The organism is Virgibacillus ihumii, assembly GCF_902726655.1.
Lineage (GTDB): Bacteria > Bacillota > Bacilli > Bacillales > Amphibacillaceae > Lentibacillus > Lentibacillus ihumii.
Genome location: NZ_CACVAN010000001.1, coordinates 2452110 through 2473686, shown reverse-complemented (window position 1 = coordinate 2473686; position 21577 = coordinate 2452110). Strand labels below are relative to the sequence as shown.

The 21577-nt window shown below is 42.0% G+C and carries 21 protein-coding genes; 15 read left to right on the top strand and 6 right to left on the bottom strand.

Annotated elements, in window-relative coordinates; genetic code table 11:
* The first annotated feature begins 41 nt into the window (after window positions 1-41).
* Entirely contained in the window at window positions 42-1145 is a 1104-nt protein-coding gene (locus tag HUX68_RS11890) for an NAD(P)H-dependent flavin oxidoreductase (protein WP_174615035.1), read from the top strand.
* A gap of 321 nt (window positions 1146-1466) precedes the next feature.
* Here HUX68_RS11890 and HUX68_RS11885 read toward each other — a convergent pair whose 3' ends face one another.
* Window positions 1467-3083, bottom strand: a complete 1617-nt coding sequence (locus tag HUX68_RS11885) for a long-chain fatty acid--CoA ligase (protein ID WP_174615034.1) — start codon at window positions 3081-3083, stop codon at window positions 1467-1469.
* 170 nt (window positions 3084-3253) lie between these two features.
* Here HUX68_RS11885 and HUX68_RS11880 point away from each other — a divergent pair, with 170 nt between their 5' ends.
* From HUX68_RS11880 to HUX68_RS11870, 3 genes are read left to right on the top strand one after another with little or no spacing between them, the layout of a single operon-like run.
* Window positions 3254-3874 carry a lysozyme family protein gene (locus tag HUX68_RS11880; protein ID WP_174615033.1) on the top strand — a complete coding sequence of 207 codons (621 nt, stop codon included), beginning with the start codon at window positions 3254-3256 and terminating at the stop codon, window positions 3872-3874.
* Window positions 3875-3886: 12 nt separating this feature from the next.
* Window positions 3887-4264 (top strand): RidA family protein, encoded by a 378-nt coding sequence (locus HUX68_RS11875; RefSeq protein ID WP_174615032.1) that lies wholly within the window; start codon window positions 3887-3889, stop codon window positions 4262-4264.
* A gap of 17 nt (window positions 4265-4281) precedes the next feature.
* Window positions 4282-5451, top strand: a complete 1170-nt coding sequence (locus HUX68_RS11870) for an iron-containing alcohol dehydrogenase (protein WP_174615031.1) — start codon at window positions 4282-4284, stop codon at window positions 5449-5451.
* Window positions 5452-5561: 110 nt separating this feature from the next.
* Here the strand turns inward: HUX68_RS11870 and HUX68_RS11865 are convergent, their stop codons facing one another.
* Together HUX68_RS11865 and HUX68_RS11860 are read right to left on the bottom strand one after the other, a co-directional pair.
* Entirely contained in the window at window positions 5562-5807 is a 246-nt protein-coding gene (locus tag HUX68_RS11865) for a YuzB family protein (protein ID WP_174615030.1), read from the bottom strand.
* A 91-nt stretch (window positions 5808-5898) separates the two neighbouring features.
* Entirely contained in the window at window positions 5899-7167 is a 1269-nt protein-coding gene (locus HUX68_RS11860; protein ID WP_174615029.1) for an MFS transporter, read from the bottom strand.
* Between the two features lie 196 nt (window positions 7168-7363).
* Here HUX68_RS11860 and HUX68_RS11855 point away from each other — a divergent pair, with 196 nt between their 5' ends.
* The 3 genes from HUX68_RS11855 (at window position 7364) to HUX68_RS11845 (ending at window position 11086) form a co-directional block, all read left to right on the top strand.
* Complete coding sequence (locus HUX68_RS11855; protein ID WP_174615028.1) at window positions 7364-8275, top strand: DUF1002 domain-containing protein; 912 nt, start codon at window positions 7364-7366, stop codon at window positions 8273-8275.
* A 281-nt stretch (window positions 8276-8556) separates the two neighbouring features.
* On the top strand, window positions 8557-10080 hold the full coding sequence (locus HUX68_RS11850) for an MFS transporter (RefSeq protein ID WP_174615027.1): 1524 nt from the start codon (window positions 8557-8559) through the stop codon (window positions 10078-10080).
* A 202-nt stretch (window positions 10081-10282) separates the two neighbouring features.
* Window positions 10283-11086, top strand: coding sequence for a 3D domain-containing protein (locus HUX68_RS11845; protein ID WP_174615026.1), 804 nt, complete (start codon window positions 10283-10285; stop codon window positions 11084-11086).
* A 53-nt stretch (window positions 11087-11139) separates the two neighbouring features.
* Here HUX68_RS11845 and HUX68_RS11840 read toward each other — a convergent pair whose 3' ends face one another.
* Complete coding sequence (locus HUX68_RS11840; protein ID WP_174615025.1) at window positions 11140-11277, bottom strand: hypothetical protein; 138 nt, start codon at window positions 11275-11277, stop codon at window positions 11140-11142.
* Between the two features lie 208 nt (window positions 11278-11485).
* Here HUX68_RS11840 and HUX68_RS11835 point away from each other — a divergent pair, with 208 nt between their 5' ends.
* Together HUX68_RS11835 and HUX68_RS11830 are read left to right on the top strand one after the other, a co-directional pair.
* The gene (locus HUX68_RS11835; RefSeq protein ID WP_174615024.1) at window positions 11486-12676 is read left to right on the top strand and encodes a glycine C-acetyltransferase; all 1191 of its coding nucleotides are present in this window, start codon (window positions 11486-11488) and stop codon (window positions 12674-12676) included.
* A gap of 80 nt (window positions 12677-12756) precedes the next feature.
* Entirely contained in the window at window positions 12757-13689 is a 933-nt protein-coding gene (locus tag HUX68_RS11830; protein ID WP_174615023.1) for an L-threonine 3-dehydrogenase, read from the top strand.
* Window positions 13690-13776: 87 nt separating this feature from the next.
* Here the strand turns inward: HUX68_RS11830 and HUX68_RS11825 are convergent, their stop codons facing one another.
* Complete coding sequence (locus HUX68_RS11825; RefSeq protein ID WP_174615022.1) at window positions 13777-14265, bottom strand: hypothetical protein; 489 nt, start codon at window positions 14263-14265, stop codon at window positions 13777-13779.
* A gap of 172 nt (window positions 14266-14437) precedes the next feature.
* Between HUX68_RS11825 and HUX68_RS11820 the strand changes: the two genes are divergently transcribed.
* From HUX68_RS11820 to HUX68_RS11810, 3 genes are read left to right on the top strand one after another with little or no spacing between them, the layout of a single operon-like run.
* Window positions 14438-15301: an ABC transporter permease subunit gene (locus HUX68_RS11820; protein WP_174615021.1), complete on the top strand. Its 864-nt coding sequence runs from the start codon at window positions 14438-14440 to the stop codon at window positions 15299-15301.
* 3 nt (window positions 15302-15304) lie between these two features.
* Window positions 15305-16306, top strand: a complete 1002-nt coding sequence (locus tag HUX68_RS11815) for an ABC transporter permease (protein ID WP_246206768.1) — start codon at window positions 15305-15307, stop codon at window positions 16304-16306.
* A gap of 25 nt (window positions 16307-16331) precedes the next feature.
* Entirely contained in the window at window positions 16332-16835 is a 504-nt protein-coding gene (locus HUX68_RS11810; protein WP_174615019.1) for a GNAT family N-acetyltransferase, read from the top strand.
* Window positions 16836-16900: 65 nt separating this feature from the next.
* Here HUX68_RS11810 and HUX68_RS11805 read toward each other — a convergent pair whose 3' ends face one another.
* Complete coding sequence (locus HUX68_RS11805) at window positions 16901-17281, bottom strand: DUF3899 domain-containing protein (RefSeq protein WP_174615018.1); 381 nt, start codon at window positions 17279-17281, stop codon at window positions 16901-16903.
* A 286-nt stretch (window positions 17282-17567) separates the two neighbouring features.
* Between HUX68_RS11805 and HUX68_RS11800 the strand changes: the two genes are divergently transcribed.
* From HUX68_RS11800 to opp3C, 3 genes are all read left to right on the top strand, one after another.
* The gene (locus tag HUX68_RS11800; RefSeq protein WP_174615017.1) at window positions 17568-19295 is read left to right on the top strand and encodes a peptide ABC transporter substrate-binding protein; all 1728 of its coding nucleotides are present in this window, start codon (window positions 17568-17570) and stop codon (window positions 19293-19295) included.
* A 324-nt stretch (window positions 19296-19619) separates the two neighbouring features.
* Window positions 19620-20549: an ABC transporter permease gene (locus HUX68_RS11795; protein WP_174615016.1), complete on the top strand. Its 930-nt coding sequence runs from the start codon at window positions 19620-19622 to the stop codon at window positions 20547-20549.
* Window positions 20549-21568 (top strand): oligopeptide ABC transporter permease, encoded by a 1020-nt coding sequence (opp3C, locus tag HUX68_RS11790; protein ID WP_174615015.1) that lies wholly within the window; start codon window positions 20549-20551, stop codon window positions 21566-21568. The genes HUX68_RS11795 and opp3C overlap by 1 nt, the downstream gene beginning before the upstream one ends.
* The last annotated feature ends 9 nt before the right edge of the window (window positions 21569-21577 follow it).

Genomic DNA, 21577 nt, shown 5'->3' with positions numbered 1-21577 from the left:
ATATGCTTAAATAAGAATCGACAGCGAATGGGGGACTTGAAGTGAGTTTTTTAAATGACAGGCTATCAATTGAATTACCGCTTATTCAGGCAGGAATGGCCGGTGGAATCACAACACCGCAGTTAGTTGCCGCTGCAGCTGAAGAAGGTGCACTGGGAACGATTGGTGCAGGCTACATGGGGGCATCGCAACTGAAAGACGATATTCAGCGGGTGAAACAGCTGACTGACAAACCCTTTGCCGTGAATTTATTCGCAGTCAACCTTGAATCGTTTTCAAATGAAATTGGCCGTATGCAGCAGTTTCTTAATGGATTCAGAAGTAAACTGGAAATCGGACATGGCACAGACTTCGTGAAAGTTAACGATTACCTGCACGAAAAAGTTCATGTTGTTCTTGAAGAAGACATTCGTGTTGTCAGTACTGCATTCGGTGTGCTTTCGTCTTTTCTGATTCAACGGCTGAAAGAAAATGACGTTACGTTGATTGGCATGGCCACCATTCTTGACGAAGCACGTCAGCTGGAAGATGCCGGATATGATGCTGTTGTAGCACAGGGATATGAAGCAGGGGGGCATCGGGGAACTTTTGATATAAACAGATACCCTGATGGAAGTAACATTGGCCTGCATGTGCTTGCACAGGAATTAATGGATCACCTTACAATCCCGGTTATTGCTGCCGGTGGAATACATAATAAAAAGCAGGTTGATGCATTTTTGGAAATGGGCGCCGATGCGGTACAGGTCGGCACAAAGTTTTTAGTTGCAAAAGAAGCAGGCACCAATGCCGCGTACCGAAGAGCACTTATGAAAGCAGACACCGGTTCAACAAAAATTACCAAAGTATTCTCCGGACGACCGGCACGCGCGATTCGGAATCAGTTTGTAAGGGAAGTCGAAGGAAGTGAAATCGCACCACTCCCATTCCCGATTCAAAATCAGATGACCAAAGATATCCGGGGGGCAGGGAAGGAATTTGCCATTGCAGATATGCAGTCACTCTGGGCCGGCCAGGGTGTCGGCGCTATTCATGAAGAAGAATCAGCCGCAGATATCATCGCATCTTTGGTTGGCAGCAACGCCTCTGGTGCAGCGATTGAAAGTGGAGATGATAACGGTTTAAGCAATGGAAGCGGACGATAATTTGTTGGAAACATCGATCATATGAGGGAAACATCAACCGTATGAGAGGAACATCAACCGTATGAGGTAAACATCGACCGTATGAGAGGAACATCAACCGCACGGGAAAAACATCAACCGTACGGGGAAAACATCAACCGTACGAGAGGAACATCAACCGCATGAGAGAAACATCAACCGTACGAGGGGAACATCGACCGCATGAGAGGAACATCAACCGTATGGGAAAAACATCAACCATAAGAAACTAAAATTCTGCCAAACAGAAAATAAAAAGCCGTATCACTTCGAGAGTGATACGGCTTTTTCCAGTCCAATTGTTCATCCCTGCATGTTATAGCGCTTTTTCACTTGCTCACGTAATTCCCGTTTCAAAAATTTCCCGACGGATGTTTTCGGAATTTCATCGAAAAATAATACATCGTCAGGCAGCCACCATTTCGCAAACTGCGGACGCAGGAAATCGAGAAGGTCCTCTTTGGTTACATGATTCGAAAATCCTTCTTGCAGCACGACGCAGGCAATCGGTCGTTCCTGCCATTGGGGATCTGGTATTGCAACGACACTGGCTTCAAAAACTGCATCATGTGCCATGATAGCATTTTCAAGGTCGACCGAGGAAATCCATTCGCCGCCGCTTTTAATCAAATCCTTTGTCCGGTCAACAATTTTAATCGCACCTTCTTCATCAACCGTTACGACATCTCCCGAGTGGAACCAGCCATCTTGAAAGGTCTGTTCACTGCGGTCATCACGATAATATTCGCTGGCAATCCACGGTCCGCGCAACAGCAGTTCGCCCATTTCCTTTCCGTCCCAGGCAATTTCACCATCATTCCCAATTACTTTCATTTCAATTCCCGGTACAAGCATACCCTGTTTTGAGCGCTGGTCAAGTTTATCTTCAGCATTCAAATCCCGCTGATAGCTTTTTAATCGTGACAATGTAACAAGCGGGGTTGTTTCGGTTGCACCATATGCATGGACGAATGGGATATGATATTTTTCTTCAAATGCTTTTATCAGTCCCTTTGGTGCTGCTGAGCCGCCACATAACACTGCCCGGAGACTTGAAGTATCATAGCCTTCCTCCAGTTCACGCAATAAGCCAAGCCAGATGGTCGGTACCCCGGCTGTAATGGTGACCCGAAATTTTTCGATGAATTCAGCAAGCCGTTTTGGAGTAAACCGCGGCCCTGGCATAACTTGTGTGGTGCCAAACCATGTACAAGCGAAGGGGGTCCCCCAAGCATTCACGTGAAATTGCGGGACAACGGCCATGGAAACGTCTGACTCTGAAATCGCAGCAGAATCAGCCAGTCCGAGTGCATAGCTGTGCAGGACAATGCCCCGGTGCGAATAAACGACTCCCTTTGGCTTTCCGGTTGTTGCGGACGTATAGCACATTCCCGCGGGATCGTTTTCATCAATTGTTTTGTCAAATTCGAATTTTGGGTTTCCAGCGTGAAGCAATTCTTCGTATGAATAGAGTGGGGCGAGTCCGGATTCCGGGAGTTCGGCTTTATCGGTCATGACGACAAATGCCTCGACGGTTTCAAGTTTATCCTTGACCGCTTCAACAAGGGGTAACACATCTTCATCAATGAATAAAACTTTATCTTCAGCGTGATTGATAATGTAAATAATATGTTCCGGTGATAAGCGGATATTAATGGTGTGAAGGACGGCACCCATCCCGGGGGCGGCAAAATAAATTTCCAAATGACGATGGTGATTCCAAGCCAGTGTTCCGACCCGGTCCCCTTTTTGTACACCGAGGTTTTCCAGCGTATTCATTAGCCGCCGTGTGCGTTCACCAATATCGGCATATGTGAGGCGATGGAGCTTATCATGGGTTTGTGAAATAACTTCCTTTTTTGAAAAAAACTTTTCCGCGTGCTCAAGCATCGGTCCAACTAATAACGGAGCGTTCATCATGCAAATCATCCCCTTTTTCATTTTTATATAAGCTTATCTTTATAATATCACATTATTAAAATTATTTTAAAAATTTATCGCAGTAAACAGAACGGAAAATCCATGATACAATTGAAACAGTATAGAATAGCGAATATAGTAAAAAAAAGAATCGGTTTTCGGAGGATTAAATGAAACGAAAAACAAAAAAAGCGTTGAAAAAAACGTTTGTCATAACTGGTGCAATGATTGGTGTCTTTATACTTGTCTCGATTCTTTCCATCAGGTTGGCGGAAAACGATTTTAATATTTCCCGGCAGCTGGTTAATGAAAAAGTATGGGATTATAAACCGGTTGTTGAAAAATATGCAAAACAGTATGGAGTTACCGAGCATGTCGATGTTCTGTTGGCGATGATGATGCAGGAATCAGGCGGAAGAGGGAAGGATCCGATGCAGTCATCCGAAAGTTATTGTGGTGAACGAGGTTGTATCAACAGCCCCGAACTTTCCATTAAACAGGGCGTCTATTATTTTTCACAGGCAATCAAAGATGCTGACGGTGATGTGAAATTGGCCATCCAATCGTATAATTTTGGCAGAGGTTTCATTGATTATGTCAATAAAAATTCGGGAACATACTCACTGGAGCTTGCTATTGATTTTTCCCAAAAGATGTATCGAACTGCAGAAAATCAGGCTATTTATACATGCTTACGGGAGGAAGCTGAAAAGTATAATGCATGTTACGGGGATATTTATTATGTCCGTGACGTTATGCAATATAAGCAGAAACTAACTGCAGAAAAATAAGGAGGAGTTTAAATGGTACGATCAATTTATACAAACAATGCACCAGAAGCAATCGGTCCATATTCACAAGCAATTCAAGCGGGGGATTTTGTTTATGTCTCCGGTCAGATACCGATTAATCCGGACACAGAAGAGGTTGTCCAAGGGATTGAAAATCAGACAGAGCAGGTCATAAAGAATTTGAAAGCTATTTTGGACGAAGCGGACGTTGAGTTTGCGCAAGTAGTGAAGTTTACCATCTATCTGAAATCAATGGATGACTTTGCGACGGTAAATGAGATTTACGGCAGCTATTTGACCGATCCATATCCTGCCAGAGCAACAGTCGAAGTAAGCCGTCTGCCGAAAGATGTATTGGTAGAAATGGATGTTGTCGCGTATAAGTTATAAACAGGGGAGGCGCAGTAATGGATAATTTTACATTTCATAATCCGGTAAAATTAATTTTCGGGAAGGATCAGCTTGCTGCGCTTCCCGGGGAAATATCCACGTATGGCAAAAAGGTATTACTGCTATATGGTGGCGGAAGTATTAAGAAAAACGGTATTTATGATGCTATTATGGAAGAGCTAGGTAAAATAAACGCAGAAACAGTAGAGTTTTCCGGCATCGAACCGAATCCGAAGTTGTCAACAGTAAGACAGGCCGTGGATCGCTGTAAACAAGAAAAAATTGACTTTCTGCTTGCAGTTGGCGGCGGAAGTGTGATTGATGCTGCAAAGGCTGTCGCAATTGGGGCCAAAACAGATACTGACGTATGGGATCTCATTACAAAAAAGGAAAGACCAACAGATGCTCTTCCATGTGGAACAATTGTCACCATAGCATCAGCCGGTTCCGAGATGAATGCAAGCTCGGTCATTACAAATTGGGAAACGAAAGAAAAAAGGGGTTGGGCTTCTTCATTTACTTATCCAAAGTTTTCGATTCTCGATCCGACATTTACATATTCAGTTCCTCGCGAACAAACTGCATTTGGAATTGTTGATATTATGGCACATGTGTTGGAGAATTACTTCCATCACGCGTCAAACACCCCGGTGCAGGACGGACTTTGCGAGACGATTTTAAAGGATCTGGTAAAAACTGGTCCAGGACTATTGCATGACCCCGAAAATTACCAATATCGCGAAACGATGATGCTGAATGCAGTGCTTGCCCGAAACGGTATGCTCAATATGGGATATAAAGGTGACTGGGCAACTCATGATTTGGAACATGCTGTTTCGGCAATTCATGACATCCCGCATGCCGGCGGAATTGCTATTTTATTTCCAAACTGGATGAAACATGTACTCGATGAAACGAATACTGAGCGCTTTGCACAACTCGCCGTTCGTGTCTTTGAGGTGAGCTCTGAAGGCAAAAGTGATTACGATGTGGCGTTGGCAGGTATCAATCAACTTCGAGCATTCTGGAATCGCATTGGTACACCGGAAAAGTTGTCGGATTACGGAATAACGGAAAATGATATGGAAGCAATTGCTGACAAAAGTGCAGCGGCAAAACCGGAGTACGGTAAATTTAAAAAACTGACTCGACAGGATTCGCTGAGGATTTTGAGGGCAAGTTTATAATGCGATTCGACAAATATTTCCCGGGAAATATTTTGTCGGAACATGTTATATTTCATCAGAATATAAGAATTCGACAATGATTTTTTGCCGGAAATCAAAGAACTGGCTGCTTATTGATAAACAGCCAGTTCTTCTTTAATTGCTGAACGGATTTTGTCCAGACACTCTTCTGGAGTATTACCAAAGACGCGTTTGTTATTGACCAATGCATATGGCTTCACCCGGCAAAGTCCGCAAAATGATAAACATTCATTCATCAAAACCGCAACTTCGGGAAACTCCTTTTCAATAATTCCTTCTATATCTAAAGTAGTGATTGCATTTCCGTCACAAACCTCAACAACGACAATACCCATTGCTATCACTTTCTTTCTAATGGTAAAATATCGACTCTGTTAGTTTTAGCATATTCAGCAGAACAAATCAATCATTTCGTACATAAAAACCTCATCCGCGTGATGATGAGAAGGATTGTGCGCGTTTTCCTTCATACTCATGCCGGTACCAGGCGATAAGCATGATGGTTCCGCCAAGTATCAGCAATCCGCTTGTTACAAAGAACACACCGGTAAAGCCGAAGAACCCAGCAATGACACCTCCTAATGCAGGACCAATAATATTTCCGAGGAAACGCAAGCTGGTATTGTAGCCAAGCACTTCTCCCTGCATGGAAAGCGGTGCTTCCTGACGAATATATGCAATTCTTACCGGAACGAGACCGCCAATGGAAATCCCCAGTAAAAACCTCAGCACAACAAGCTGCCAGATATTCGTGACAAATGCTCCCGGGAAATACACGATTCCAGCCATGAATAGCAAAAAGATCATTATTTTCGTATAACCAATCCGGTCTCCAAGCCGGCCCCAGCGTTTTGCCATCAGCAGATTGCCAAGCCCTGCAGCGGAGAATGCCACACCGGAGAAAAAGGCAATGTTCGCAGGACCGTGAATTTCGGCAACATACAGGGATAAAATCGGTTGGATACTGAAGTGGGCAATCTGTACCAGTGCTGAAAGGAGCATAACAACCAAAAGCACCGGGTTCTTAGCGACGTGCAGTAACACTTCTTTTGTCGAATACGATTTAAATTCCGTTTCATTATCATCTTTTTTAATAAGCAGTTCTTTCACCCCGAAAAGAACAATTAAGCCTGATGCCATGATAGTTATGGACGTCCAGCGGAATGTGGTGGCGTAACCGAACACATCTGCAAGTGCACCGCCAAGCATTGGACCCATTAAAGCCCCAGTGATACTTCCGGTTTGCAGAGTACCAAGCACCTGTCCGGCGATTCTTTTGGACGTCTGAGTGGAAATCATCGCTTGTGACGTGGGGATAAACCCCGTAAAAATTCCCATAAACAGCCGTAATAAAAACAATTCCCAGACGGAAGTGGCGAATCCCATCAGCAATATCGATACGCCGAGCCCCGCCGCAGAGAAGATCAGAATCTTTTTCCGCCCGAATTTATCTCCAATCCGGCCCCAGATCGGGGAAAAAATAAAGGCTGTAACAAAGGTGATGCCAAAAATCCATCCTGACCATGTTTGCACGTAGTCATCGGAGAAATTTCCAAATTCTTCAATATATAAAGATATGAACGGAAGAACCATAGTAATGCTGCCTGCAACGAAAAAATTGGCAAACCACATAATGATTAAATTTCGTTTTATATTAGGATTTTGTTCAGAAATAACAAATCCCTTCTTTCCCATAAATATTTCGATACTCTAAATATATAGCAGTAAATAAGAAAAGAAAACATAAATGCTTATAAATCTGTATTATGATTTGGGGTTAATTTTTATATCACGCTCAGTGCATTTGTTCACAACAAAGATTGGCCTGTGCAGTTCTATTCCGTTATAATGTTTTTGATAGTATTCTAAATAAAAAAGGAGCACTTTCACAATGAGACGTTTTATAAAAACCAGCATTATTATGATACTGGTGTTTACATTAATAGCTGGATTCAGTGGGTCTGTCCTGGCAACAGGGGGCGGAATAAATGAAAAGCTTGGTGCCCCAATTATAGTATATGGAGAAACTTTATCTGCATCACAAGAACAGGAAGTCAGGGAACTGCTGGATGTGCAAAATCCGGAGAATGTACAGGAATACACGGTCACAGGTGAAGATATCGCAAAATATATTAACGGGAACCCGAATTCCAACATGTATTCATCGGCGAAAATAACCCGGGAAGAAGAGGGAAGCGGGCTGAGCGTAAATATTGTAACACCCGATAATATTACACAGGTGACAACTGAAATGTATGCTAATGCATTGCTGACTGCTGGTGTGGAAAATGCCACGGTAGATGTGGCGTCACCGGTGAAAGTGAGCGGCCATTCAGCTCTGACCGGCATTTATAAAGCATATGATGCGCAAGGTGCCACTCTTGATAAGGACCGCATGCAGGTTGCCGATGAAGAGCTGGGTGTGGCAACGGAGCTTGCCAATAAGGAAGGGCTAAGCCAGGAGAAAGTAAGTGAACTATTGACAGAAATCAAAAAAGCGATTGCTGAACAAAATCCTGCCACGAAAGAGGAAGTTCGGCAAATTGTTGAAGAAGAATTAAATAACCTTGGAATTTCCTTGAGTGAAGCCGATCGCCAGATGCTGATCGACTTATTTGAAAAAATGCGCAATCTCGATATTAACTTTGACAACGTCTCATCACAGCTGAACGATATCGCATCACAGGTCCAGGATAAAATCAACGACATCGTGAATAATGAAGGTTTCTGGACCAAGGTGAAAAACTTCTTTAATGATATTTTCAATGCCATCCGCAATTTATTTCAAAGTATTTTTGGATAAAGGTGGAGTTTTTGACCAATCATTAATAAATTTCAGTAAGGCGGGTTGCTCTTAATGTACGGTGGTTCTCTGCTTTTATACAGCGATTTTGGGTCAAAGTACGGCGCATTCGTACTTTTATACGGCGGATTTTGCCTAAGATACGGCGATGGGAGAGAACAACCCGGCGTACTGTATTTACGGAGCGGTGTTATACACTATTTTTTCAATGTCAGTGTTTACTAAACAACAGCGGGTCCCCCTTGAGGTGACCCGCGTACATAATTATTGGGGATGAAATGATGCCGGACAGAATGAAGTCATCACAAAAGTGGTCTATTACCCTGTTTACCATCGGTGTGTTCATGGCAGGGCTTGATAATGGAATAATCAGTACCGCACTCACAACGATTAATGAAGCATTTAATGTTTCCGCTTCATGGGGTGCGTGGAGTATTACTATCTATACACTGGGTATCGCAATCAGTGTGCCGATTATCGGAAAGTTATCGGATAAGTATGGACGGAAACGTCTGTTTATTATAGAAATTGTACTGTTCGGAATGGGCTCCCTGTTGGTTTCGATAAGTCCCACATTCCCGTTTTTGCTTCTATCGCGTTTTATCCAGGCGATCGGTGGCGGTGGCATCTTTATCATTGGCAGTTCGTATATTCTGGCGACTCTTCCAAAGAACAAACAGGGCAAAGCGCTAGGAATGCTCGGCGGAATGCATGGACTTTCAGCAATTATCGGTCCAAATCTAGGTGCAGTTATTTTAAATGTAACCGGAAATTGGCATTGGATGTTTTTGATAAATATTCCGATTGCTATTTTTTTGGTGATTGCCGGAATGATTAAAATTGACGAATCCAAGCCTGGTTCAGAGAGCGCCCTGGATTATAAAGGTATTGCCTTGCTGAGTTTGGCAATATTGGCAATGATGTATGGGATAACAGGTATGGATGGGCGCTCCATTCTGTCCGTTATCCTGTTCATCTTAATTGGATTGGTATTGTTTGGTGTTTTGCTGATACATGAACGTCACCTGGAACAGCGTGGCGGCGATCCTATCATTTCCTCATCTTTGATCCGCACACGGCTGTTTCAGGTGACACTCATTTTAGGGGTGCTGTCCGGTGGTTTTCTGGCGGGAATTATTTTCATCCCTTCCTATGTACAGCAGGTGTTGCAGGTCCCGGTTGAAAATGCCGGCTACTGGCTGACTCCGATGGCAGTTGCTTCGGGAATTGGTGCAGGTCTTGGCGGGTATATGACGGATAAAAAAGGGCCTTCCAAAGCGGTAGTTCTGGCAGGTGTCATCGGTTTGATCGGGTTCGGAATGTTTCCAGTAATGGTTACCGGATTTTGGACCTTTTTTGCAGCAAGCACAATGGCGGGTATCGGGTTGGGTATCCTGCTTGGGGCGCCGCTTAATGTGCTGGCAGGTAACAGTGCACAGGAAAATGAACAAGGCTCTGCACTTGGAACATTATCGCTGATCAGACAAATCGGGCTTACATTGTTTCCTGCATTATATGCGGGTTTTATTGCTAGTGGTATTTCAAAAGCCGAGCAGACTCTCCAGGATACATACGGTGAACGGGTAATGGTCGAAATTACGGGAAGTAATTATAATGACCTGGCAGAAAAACTAAACCAGATTACGGATACAGGATTGCAGCATGAACTTTTTGCTGTACTATCCCGCATTCTGCAAACGGGTTTTGACGGATTGTTTTTGACCGCGGCGGTGCTGTCAATTTTGGTTATTGCAGTTGGACTCTTTTTGGCTGGGCAGGGTGATTCTGTCAAAAAGCGGTCATAGCAGTATTTTCAAATATATCCCTGTTACAAAAGCGTATGCTTTTTCGTAACAATCGAGCCTTTCGTTACAATTCTATTATAATTGTAATATTTCAATGCGAGATTGGTAATCCGTGTAATACACTCTTAAATTTCCTGTAACTGCATTGATCGTCCTCCTGTGATAGAGTATTGATTGTCAGAAATTTAAGGAGGGAACACCAATGAAGAAATTAGTAGCCGCACTTGCTACTGGTGTCATTATCGCTGGCGCAACTGTATCAACTGCATCAGCCGAAGAGTACAAAGTTGAAAAAGGAGATACCCTTTGGTCCATTGCACAAGAATATGATACTACCGTTAAAGAATTAAAAGAAGCAAATGACTTAAAAACTACTGTCATTCATCCAAAACAAAAACTATTCATAAATGAATTATATAAAGTTCAAGACGGCGATACATTATATGGTATTGGACAGGAATACAATGTTTCTGTTCAGGACCTTAAAGAATGGAACAACCTGCAGTCAAGCCTGATTACGGTTGGCCAGGAACTTAAAGTTAATGGTGTAAATGTTGGTCAGGATGACGCTGCACCAGCAGATGTGAAAGAACCAAGTGCTGAAGAAGCGGACAAAGCTGCTGCTTCAGAAAGTAAAGCCAGTGAAACGAACACAGAAGAAAATACTGCAGAAGCAGCTGAAACAACAAAACAGAATAATAATGACAATCCTGAAGGAGAAACCATTACAGTAACTGCAACAGCGTATACAGCTGATTGTGAAGGTTGCTCAGGTGTAACTGCTACTGGTGTGGATTTGAATGCAAATCCAAATAAAAAAGTAATCGCAGTTGATCCGAATGTAATTCCTTTGGGTACAAAAGTATATGTAGAAGGCTATGGTTATGCTACTGCTGCTGATGTCGGCGGAGCTATCCAAGGCAACAAGATTGATGTGCATGTTCCAACAAAAAGCGAAGCATATGACTGGGGCGTACGCACTGTTGATGTAACAATCGTAGAGTAATAGTATTTGAACAAAAAAAGGAAAGCATCGATTACGGTGCTTTCCCAATTCTATCAGTTAACAACAATTGTATTATTATCTTCATGTTTCGGTTCAACAATGTCGTTTGTGTCGTCAGTGGACTGTGTATATCCGATAATTCCAAAGCTGATGACTAACGTAAGAAAAACGGCAATTAATAGTTCCTTCATCTTGCTTTATCCCCCAGTTTTGTATAGCTGTCTCCAGTATATTAAAATTGACGTAAGTTTTCCACAGGATTCACAATATTTTTCGAGAAATTTCTACACAATTTGAGAACTTGTGGGAATTATTTATAATTCATGATAACTGTCAAATACTACTTCTGATATGTTAAACTGAAACTAAGACTGTTTACATAAAAGGAGGAAGTTTTGAATGACAAGTAAAATACTGCATAATTTTCTTGAAGAAAATATTGACGATTTAAAACAACGCGGCTTATATAACGAAATTGATCCTGTACAGGGAGCTAATGGCCCGGTTATCAATATTGACGGAAAAAAGCTGATCAATCTCTCATCCAACAACTATTTGGGACTTGCGACGGATGATCGTTTGAAAGAAGTGGCCAAAGAGGCAGTAGACTCACATGGCGTTGGTGCAGGCGCTGTTCGTACCATCAACGGCACATTGGATTTACATATGGAGTTGGAAAAAAAGCTTGCGGAATTTAAGGGAACGGAAGCGGTCATTTCCTATCAGTCCGGTTTTAACTGCAATATGGCAGCGATTTCAGCGGTGATGGATAAAAACGATGCAATTCTTTCCGATGCACTGAATCACGCATCCATTATTGACGGCTGCCGGCTTTCCAAAGCAAAGATTATTCCATTTGAACATTCAAATATGGAAAATCTCCGTCAAAAAGCAAAAGAAGCCGTCGAATCCGGTCAGTACAATAAAATAATGGTAATTACGGATGGCGTATTTTCGATGGATGGTGACATTGCCAAATTGCCGGAAATTGTCGAAATCGCCGAGGAATTTGACTTGATTACGTATGTCGACGATGCCCACGGCTCTGGTGTACTTGGAAAAGGTGCCGGAACTGTTAAACATTTCGGACTGCAGGATAAGGTCGATTTTCAAATGGGAACATTGTCGAAAGCAATTGGGGTAATCGGCGGATATGTTGCTGGTAAGACCGAACTGATTGACTGGCTCAAAGTTCGTTCCCGTCCATTCCTGTTCTCGACAGCCGTCACACCAGCAGATGCAGCAGCAAGCACCAAAGCTGTGGAACTATTGCTCGAATCAACGGATCTGAATGAAAATCTTTGGGAGAATGGCGATTATTTGAAAGACGGTCTTAAACAACTTGGCTTTGACATTGGTAACAGCGAAACACCGATTACACCGTGCATTATAGGCGATGAAAAAGATGCTCAGAAATTCAGTAAACGATTAAATGAGGAAGGTGTTTACGCCAAAGCTATCGTTTTTCCGACCGTACCAAGGGGAACAGGACGCGTCCGCAATATGCCGACTGCCGCACACACGAAGGAAATGCTGGATGATGCAATTGCTATTTATGAAAAAGTTGGCAAAGAAATGGGTCTCATCTGATTAAGATGAGACTTTGATTTGCACATCAGTTGTACATATAACAAAGAGAAGTTTCTAAAGGAATGCTGGAGGTAAACAACATGAAAAAGATTTTGGTCACAGGTGCTCAGGGGCAAATCGGCTCTGAGCTTGTTACAACGTTACGGCAACATTATGGAGCATCCAATGTCGTTGCGACAGATATTTGGGAACGGATTGGGGGAGAAGGTCCATTTGAAATTGTTGACGTTACAAATGCCAAGGATTTATATACCGTTGCAAAAAAATATAATGTCGATACCATCATGCATTTGGCAGCACTGCTTTCGGCTAAAGCTGAAGCAAGTCCACAGAAAGCATGGGAGTTGAACATGGGGGGATTGATGAACGCGTTGGAAGTGGCGCGCGAGCTCAATTTGCAATGTTTTACACCAAGTTCCATTGGTGCATTTGGCCCGACAACACCAAAAAAGGGTACACCACAGGATACAATTCAGCGCCCAACAACGATGTATGGTGTTAATAAAGTTGCCGGTGAATTACTGTGCGACTATTATTACGACCGTTTCGGTGTGGATACAAGGGGTGTTCGCTTTCCCGGCTTGATTTCCTATGTAACACCACCAGGCGGCGGAACTACTGATTACGCTGTTCAAATCTACTATGAAGCAGTAAAAAATAAGAAGTACACATCCTATATTGCCGAAAATACGTATATGGATATGATGTACATGCCCGATGCACTGAATGCAATCATCAAATTAATGGAAGCAGACCCTGATAAGCTGGAACACCGTAACGCATTCAACATTTCATCGATTTCCGCTTCACCGGCTGACTTTGCCAAAGAAATTCAAAAGCACATACCAGATTTTGAGATTTCCTATGATGTGGATCCGGTACGCCAAGGGATCGCCGACAGCTGGCCGGACAGTATTGACTCAACGGCAGCAACAAAAGAATGGGGCTTTGAGCCGGAATACAATCTGGAAGGCATGACAAAGGATATGCTGGAGAAAATACGGGAGAAATGAATAAATAGTAATAAATAACCCGCAACACATTAGGTAGTGTTGCGGGTTATTTACTACAGAGCCCCTGTAAGACTCTGCGGATCCACACTATTTTTCAAATTTCAATTGGAATTGACCTAAAATGTTTCTGCGCTTACCTTCCATTTTAAATACACTTGCCTGGTATACACCGGGCTTAGGTACTTGTACCTTGCCATTGTACTTGCCGTTTTTAAGTTCCTCAACTTCAAACGGAATATCACCGATTGGTACCTTCACCATTAAACCAAGCTTACCACCAGTTAATGGTTCACCATTTTTGGCGACTTTAAACGGTATATCAAGTTGTTTATCTTCAAATTTAAAAGTTTTCTTCTCGATAAATACACTGTACTGAGCAGGGGCTTCTTCTGATTTATTTTCTTTATCTTTATCGTTGCTTCCCTGCTCGTTGTTACTTTTATCCTGTTGTTCATTTTGCGTTGTTTCAGACTGGCTGTTGTCGCTTTTCTCGTCACTTGCCGATTGGTTGTCCGATGAACAGGCTGTCAACGCCAAAATCAGTACGAACACGGCTGCAAATAAGATGTTTTTCATTGCAGTAGACCCCCTTTTTTCATGCCAGCTCCAAAGTCAATTGTACTATATTTTAGAATAATGACAATACAAAATTCCATACCAGAACGTTTAAATAATATTTAAAAAATTCCTCCATCTTGTGTTATCATCTTTAATATAGAAAAAAATAGGGGTTAAATGGGGGAGAAACATGGGTAATTTTACATATCGATTAGGTGTAAAGTTCGTTTTGAGTGTAATTGGAATTATTTTGATAGGGTCCTTGCCGGCGCTCTTTAATGGTATTCATCTGGACTTCGGGTCCTATGTGGGACAATTGACAAGTATTTTACCTGATATTGTTCGTCCGTGGGAGTGGACGTATACGATTGGGGGCTTTGACCGTTCCTTATTTCCTAAAATTTTGGATCCGTGGGCGTACTCCATAACATTGTTGCTTGGTTCTTTTTTTATCGCGTTTTTGGTGGCAATTGTTTTTGCCTTTGTTACATTACTATTGCCAAGAAAGTTGATTAATGGTATTAAATTTATTCTATTTTCCCTGGAGTCGCTGCCGGATGTACTTGTTATTGCGATGTTCCAGATAGCCGTTATCTGGTTGTACCAGAAAACCGGAATGTTAATGTTTTACATAGCCGAGTATGGGGATCATCAGCCATATGTATTGCCAATTATCGCGCTTAGTATTCTGCCTGCTATTTTCATGTACCGGATTTTTATCCTTGATTTGGAAGATGAATCAGAGCAGCCATATGTGGAACTTGCCAAGGCTAAGGGATTGAAGCAATATACTGTCTTGCTGAAACATATTTTGCGTAATGCCATTATGGGGATTTTCCTGCATTCGAAGTTCATCCTTTGGATTATGCTGTCCAATTTGCTGGTAGTGGAGTATATCTTTGGAATCAGCGGATTAATTCAATTTATGATTTCACTGCCGACACCGCAAATCTTTACGATTGGAATTCTACTGTTTTTCGTTCCCGTTTTTTTCACGATGGCTATTGGGCAGTTTGTTATTGAAAAAATTGCTGCGCAAAAGGTGGTGCTGTAATTGATGCGGGAACTGTTTAAAAAACCGCTGTTTGTCATCGGGTTTTCATTTATATTTCTATTGTTTACGGCCAGTATGATCCATTGGTTTTATGGTGCCCCGGTACCGGAATACGATTTGCTTTATGATGATAATAAGCTGACCGGCGCTGCGCCGCACAGCCCATCGGAACTTCCTCCTTTAGGGACGGATCAGTCTGGAAAGGATTACTTGTATCTTCTGTTGAAAGGAGCAAAGATGACAATCGGTTTTGCTTTTGCAGCAGCTTTTTTGCGAATGATCTTTTCAGCAGGACTTGGATTGTTTTATGCGTTTTTCCTGAAACGGGCCAATAAATTCATCACCGGATTGACTGAAGCGTTTCAGTATTTGCCAATAGCTTTGCTTGCCTATGTTATCTTGAAGCCTGTATTAATGCAGAATGAATTTAACCGAACGTTTATTGCCGGTTTTTGGGAACGAATTATCTTTGAATTGATTATCTTTGTCATTATTGCAGTTCCTACAATATCGGTGCTGATTGGAAATGAAACAAAAATATTATTGGAGCGGGAATTCATTACAGGTGCTCGTGTAATTGGGACTGGACGCTGGCATACTTTGAAAAAACATGTCATGCCGCATTTGGCACCAAAATTGTGGGTTAACTTTGGACAGCAGGTTATTCAGGTACTCGTCCTGCTGGTGCACCTTGGTTTATTGAAACTGTTTCTGGGGGGAACCATTAAGCATACTAGGGTTATAGAAAGCTTTGAATCCGTTACGGCTGAATGGTCTGGGCTCATCGGATACTCGTATGCCTATCTGGATATTCAACCGTGGCTTCCGCTCGTTCCCCTCGGTGCGTTTGCCATTACAATTTTGGCGATGAACTATATGATCGAAGGCATGAAACAGGTCTTAATCAAAGACACCAGGGTACGTCAGCTAAGGAAGGACGTAAAATCTCCAGTGAAAGAATCGAAACCGGAGTTGACGAAGGAGGATTTTCAATCTGTTTCTTAAATGATGTTTGCAAGGAGATGGGATTTTGTTTGAGATTAGAAGAGGAAGAACTGAAGATGTAGATGGCATTTCTCGAGTATGCTCTGAAAGCTGCCTCGATACGTATGATGGAATTCGCAGCAGGGAAAATATTTTGAGGAATAATAAAATTTTCTACAATCACGACCGAATCCAAAATGAGCTGGACGAGGTATCGGGATGGGACGGTTATTTTGTAGCATTGGATGATAATAACGTAATTGGAGCAATCGGCGGCGGGATGACCGGATCTGAAAAGAGCGAGGTATTCGTCTTGTATATGGATCCCGAGCGCCGCGGAGAGGGAGTAGGTACTATGATGTTAAATTATTTGACGGAAATTCAAAAGAATAAAGGCTCAGTTGAACAATGGGTCTCTGTCCAAAAAGGAAACAGTAAAGGAATCCCCTTTTACGAGGCTAGAGGATTTCAATTTGTCAATGAACAAAAGGCTTACAGTAATGTGGAAGATGAAAATTATATTTCCCTGCGCTATCGCCGTGAAATATAAGCACTACCAATTATTATGGAGACAGCAGTCCGGGCTTCCCGGGCTGCTGCTATTTTATCAATAAGCTATATAGTTAATGCGATTAAAAGTGTTATCACAAAGAATATTCCGCCTGATGCAAGAATAGGATAAGCAATAGGAAAGTAATGCTCCTTCGGCAAGTAGCTTTCTTCCTCTGCCTGTGGATTTGCTTCATAGATCATTTCATCACTTTTACGTGTGCGCCGAAAAAATCGTTTGAAACTGTACGTGATCCCGTTAAAAAAACCAGTTTGAACCAAAAACAAGGCCGAACCAAAAATTAAGTAGAACAAACTGACTAAAAACGTTGCATTCACAAGTGCAAGTAATGTAAAAGTCTTGTATAGAAAATAGGTGAGCAGAAGACTCAGCATAACTCCTATTATAAAAGTCCTGATAAATTGCTTTTTATTCAATAAATTCACCTCAATTCCCCTTTATCTTATCAAATCAACCGATAAATATCACTACAATTTATGGCTGGAAAATATATTAAAAGTATAAAAAGACTATAAAAATATATAGGTAAATAGACCTATTTTTCGTTACAAAACCTTAATCTCATAGGCATTTTTTAAAATTGTCTAAAAAAACTAATGCAAAAAAATGAGAATACTTGTATAATGCTTATGTAGACAATTTTCAAACAAACATGAATATTGTTGAGAGAATGTCTGCGAGACACATAATATTTTGAGGAGGGTCAAATTTATGAGCAAAGGAAGATTAAAATGGGGCTTTCTTGCTGCCCTGTTGCTGGCACTTGGTATGGTGCTTGCGGCATGTAGCGGTGGCGGCGATGGAGGTTCAGGAGAAGGTGACTCCGGTAGTGATTCTGCCAGCGGCAATGATGAAAAATCATCCGAAAACAAAGAATTGGCGGATGAGCAGGTATTGCACTTTGTCCGCAGTTCAGACTTACCGTCAGTCGATCCATCGATCGCAACTGATACAACTTCTGCAGAGGTAATTGGAAGAACGCACCCCGGACTGTTAACATTTAAAAATAAAGAATTGGTGCCTGAAATGGCAGCAGAAATGCCTAAGGTAAGTGAGGACGGATTAACATATACGTTTAAACTCCGTGAAGGCCTGACATGGTCCAATGGGGATCCGCTGACAGCAGAGGATTTTGTGTTTGCCTGGCAGCGTCTGATTGACCCGGATACTAAATCCGAATATGCCTACATTATGGGTGTAGCAAACGTTAAAAATGCTGATAAGATTATGAACCAGGATAGTGATATCTACGGTCAGGTTAAAAAACTGGGCGTTAAAGCAGTTGATAAACATACACTGCAAGTTACATTGGAATCTCCAATTCCATATTTTAATAGTTTAATGACATTTAATAAGTTTGCACCGTTAAACAAAAAATTTGTTCAAAAGCAGGGAGATAAGTTTGCTAAGGAACCGGAAAACCTGCTTACAGTTGGTCCTTATGAGTTGACTAGTTGGGATCACGGTGTCGGCTGGACGCTTGAAAAGAATCCTGACTACTATGCGGCAGATGAAGTGAACATTACAAAAGCTACGTTTAAAGTTGTTAAAGAGAGTAACACTCAGTTGAGCTTGTACAAATCAGACGAGATTCAAATGGATGCGCTTTCGTCTGAACAGGTGGATGCTTGGCAAAATAAACCTGACTTCAAGCAGGTACCTAAGAACTGTGTGTTCTACTGGACTTTGAATGCGAATAATGTACCAGAATTTAAAAATGAAAAAGTCCGTAAAGCAATGTCCATGGTTATTGACCGTAAAGGCTTAACAAATGTACTGCTGAATAACGGGTCTATTCCTGCACAGTATATTGTTCCTAAAGGTCTTGCAACAGGACCGGACGGCAAGGATTTCCGTGAAGGCGTGGAAGATTATCTTCCAGGCGGAATGGAAGAAGCGAAGCAGCTTTGGAAAGAAGCTAAAGAAGAGCTTGGAATTGATTCACTTGAAGTCGAATATGCAACAACTGATGGTGATGTATCGGCACAAATGGGCGAATATATGGCTAACCAGCTTGAGCAGCTGGAAGGTTTGAAAGTGACGATTAAAAAGTTGCCTTGGAACGCATATCTTGAGTATACACAAAACGATAAACAGGATATTGGTGCAGGCTCCGGCTGGTGCCCTGACTACAAGGACCCAATGACATTCCTTGGCTACTGGTATTCTGAAAACCCGAACACTGATGGGCTTGGTCTTGACCGACCAAAATATGATAAGCTGATTGAAGAGGCTCGTCAGCTTGCCAAAGAACAAAAACCGGAAGAACGTTGGGCTGCATTGAAAGAGGCAGAAAAAGTTCTGATTGAAAATGCGTATACTATTCCAACATATCAGCAGGGCGCTGCGCTTGTAATTAAGCCATATGTAGAAGGAATAGTGCCTCAAAGTTTTGGTATTGAATACTACTTCAGAGAGGCAAAAGTTTACAAACACTAAAATGATAAAAGGTGTTTCGTAATAAAGATGGTTGAAAAGGAGGTGCGTATTTCAAGGTACGCACCTCTATTTTTCTGCACTGAAAATTTAAGTGACTTGCAATATTCTGAAAGCGCTTTATTTACTGAATTTAATCCTGATTTCGTTAATTTATCATGAAGAAATCGATGGATAAAGTCAGTCGTTTCAGGAGTTAGACTATGATTCTAGTATTAATAGATGGGCTGTTGTAAAATTTGCATATTTACAAATGGCAGAATTTTATATTGACTTTTGTACGTAATAATTAGAAAATATAACTACAAACTATGGAGGTGTGAGAATTTGGTAGGATACATCATAAAGCGTTTGGCATATATGTGCCTGACAATGCTTGTCATCATAACACTTACATTTGGAATCGTTAAATTATTGCCAGGCTCTCCTTATCAGAATGCCCAAAAATTAACGGAAGCCCAAATTGAAGCATTAAATGAACAGTATGGACTGGATGATCCGCTTCCTGTCCAATACGTACGTTATTTGGGGAATGTGTTGACAGGAGAATTTGGAATTTCATTTCAGTTTGATGGTCGTTCAGTTGGTACGATCATTGGGAATAAATTACCGGTTTCAGTACAACTTGGATTGGAGTCGGTTATCGTAGGTACGATTATCGGTATAATTTTAGGGGCAATTGCTGCTTTGAGAAAGGGTGGTGTCCTGGACTATGGGACCACATTATTTGCAGTATTGGGTATTTCCATACCATCCTTTATATTTGCAATGCTGTTACAGTATATATTTGCAATGAAATTAAACCTTCTGCCACTTGCATATTGGGAGGGGTGGAAACATCATATTATGCCTGTAGCCTCTCTTGCAGTTATGTTTATAGCACTTATCGCTAGATATATGCGGACCGAGCTTGTCGAAGTAATGGGTTCCGATTATATCACTACAGCTAAGGCAAAAGGCCTTAAAAGATCCACCGTAATTGTGAAACATTCGATACGTAATGCGTTGATTCCGATTGTTACCATTATTGGCCCTGCAACGGCCAGCATTGTGACCGGATCACTGGTTATTGAGCAAATTTTTGCAATTCCGGGAATTGGCGATGCATTTGTTAACGCCATTTTCACGAATGACTACCCGGTAATAATGGGAACTACAATATTGTTTGCACTATTCTTTGTTGTCGCAATCTTTTTAACAGACATGGTATACGGAATAATTGATCCTAGGATTCGACTGTCAGGAGGCGATTCATAATGGCATTATCAAAAGACGAAATCACCCAAGATATGTTTGAACCGGCTGACATAGAAGCTGGTAAAGAAGAAGAAATCGCCACTGAGAGTATTAGTTTCTGGCGGGATGCATTTCGCCGTTTGCGCAGGCAAAAAGCACCGATGGCTGGAATGATTGTAATCCTTGCTATTGTTGCAATGGCCTTTATCGGTCCTTACTTCAGTCCGGCAGATTCAATTGATGACCAGAATTTGCTCCGTTCCAATCTGCCGCCAAAAATCTCTTGGCTGCAAGATGTCGGCTGGCTCCCGTTCACCGGTGAAAACGCGCAAGGCGTTGACATGTATGAGTCCCGGAGTATAGAAGAGAATTATTGGTTCGGTGCCGATGAACTTGGACGGGACCTGTGGATTCGTGTATGGGAAGGTACCAAGCTTTCTCTCTTGATTGGGCTTGTCGCCGGTGTCGGTGACATCATTATCGGGGTCATTTATGGCGGTATATCCGGTTATTTTGGTGGACGAGTCGATGAATTCATGGAGAGGATTATTGAAATTCTGATTGGTATTCCGCAGCTTGTCTTAATGATTTTGCTTATTGTCGTGATGGAACCGGGAATTGTTCCGATTATGTTCGCGATTATGTTCACTGGCTGGATAACTCAGGCCAGGATAGTCAGGGGGCAGACATTGCAGCTGAAGACACAGGAATTCACGCTTGCAGCAAGAGCACTTGGAGCCAATCACGGTAGAATTATCCGAAAGCATATTATCCCAAATACTATTGGAATGATCATTATTACGATGATGTTCAGTATTCCAAATGCTATATTTGCTGAGGCATTTCTGAGCTTTATCGGTCTGGGTGTACCAGCACCGGAAGCATCGCTGGGGTCATTAATTAATGAAGGGTTTAAACAGATTCAATTTCACCCGTATCAGGCATTATTCCCTGGCATATTAATCAGTTTACTATTACTTGCGTTTAATATATTCGGTGATGGTCTGCGTGATGCACTCGATCCAAAAATGAGAAGATAGGAGGCAGAC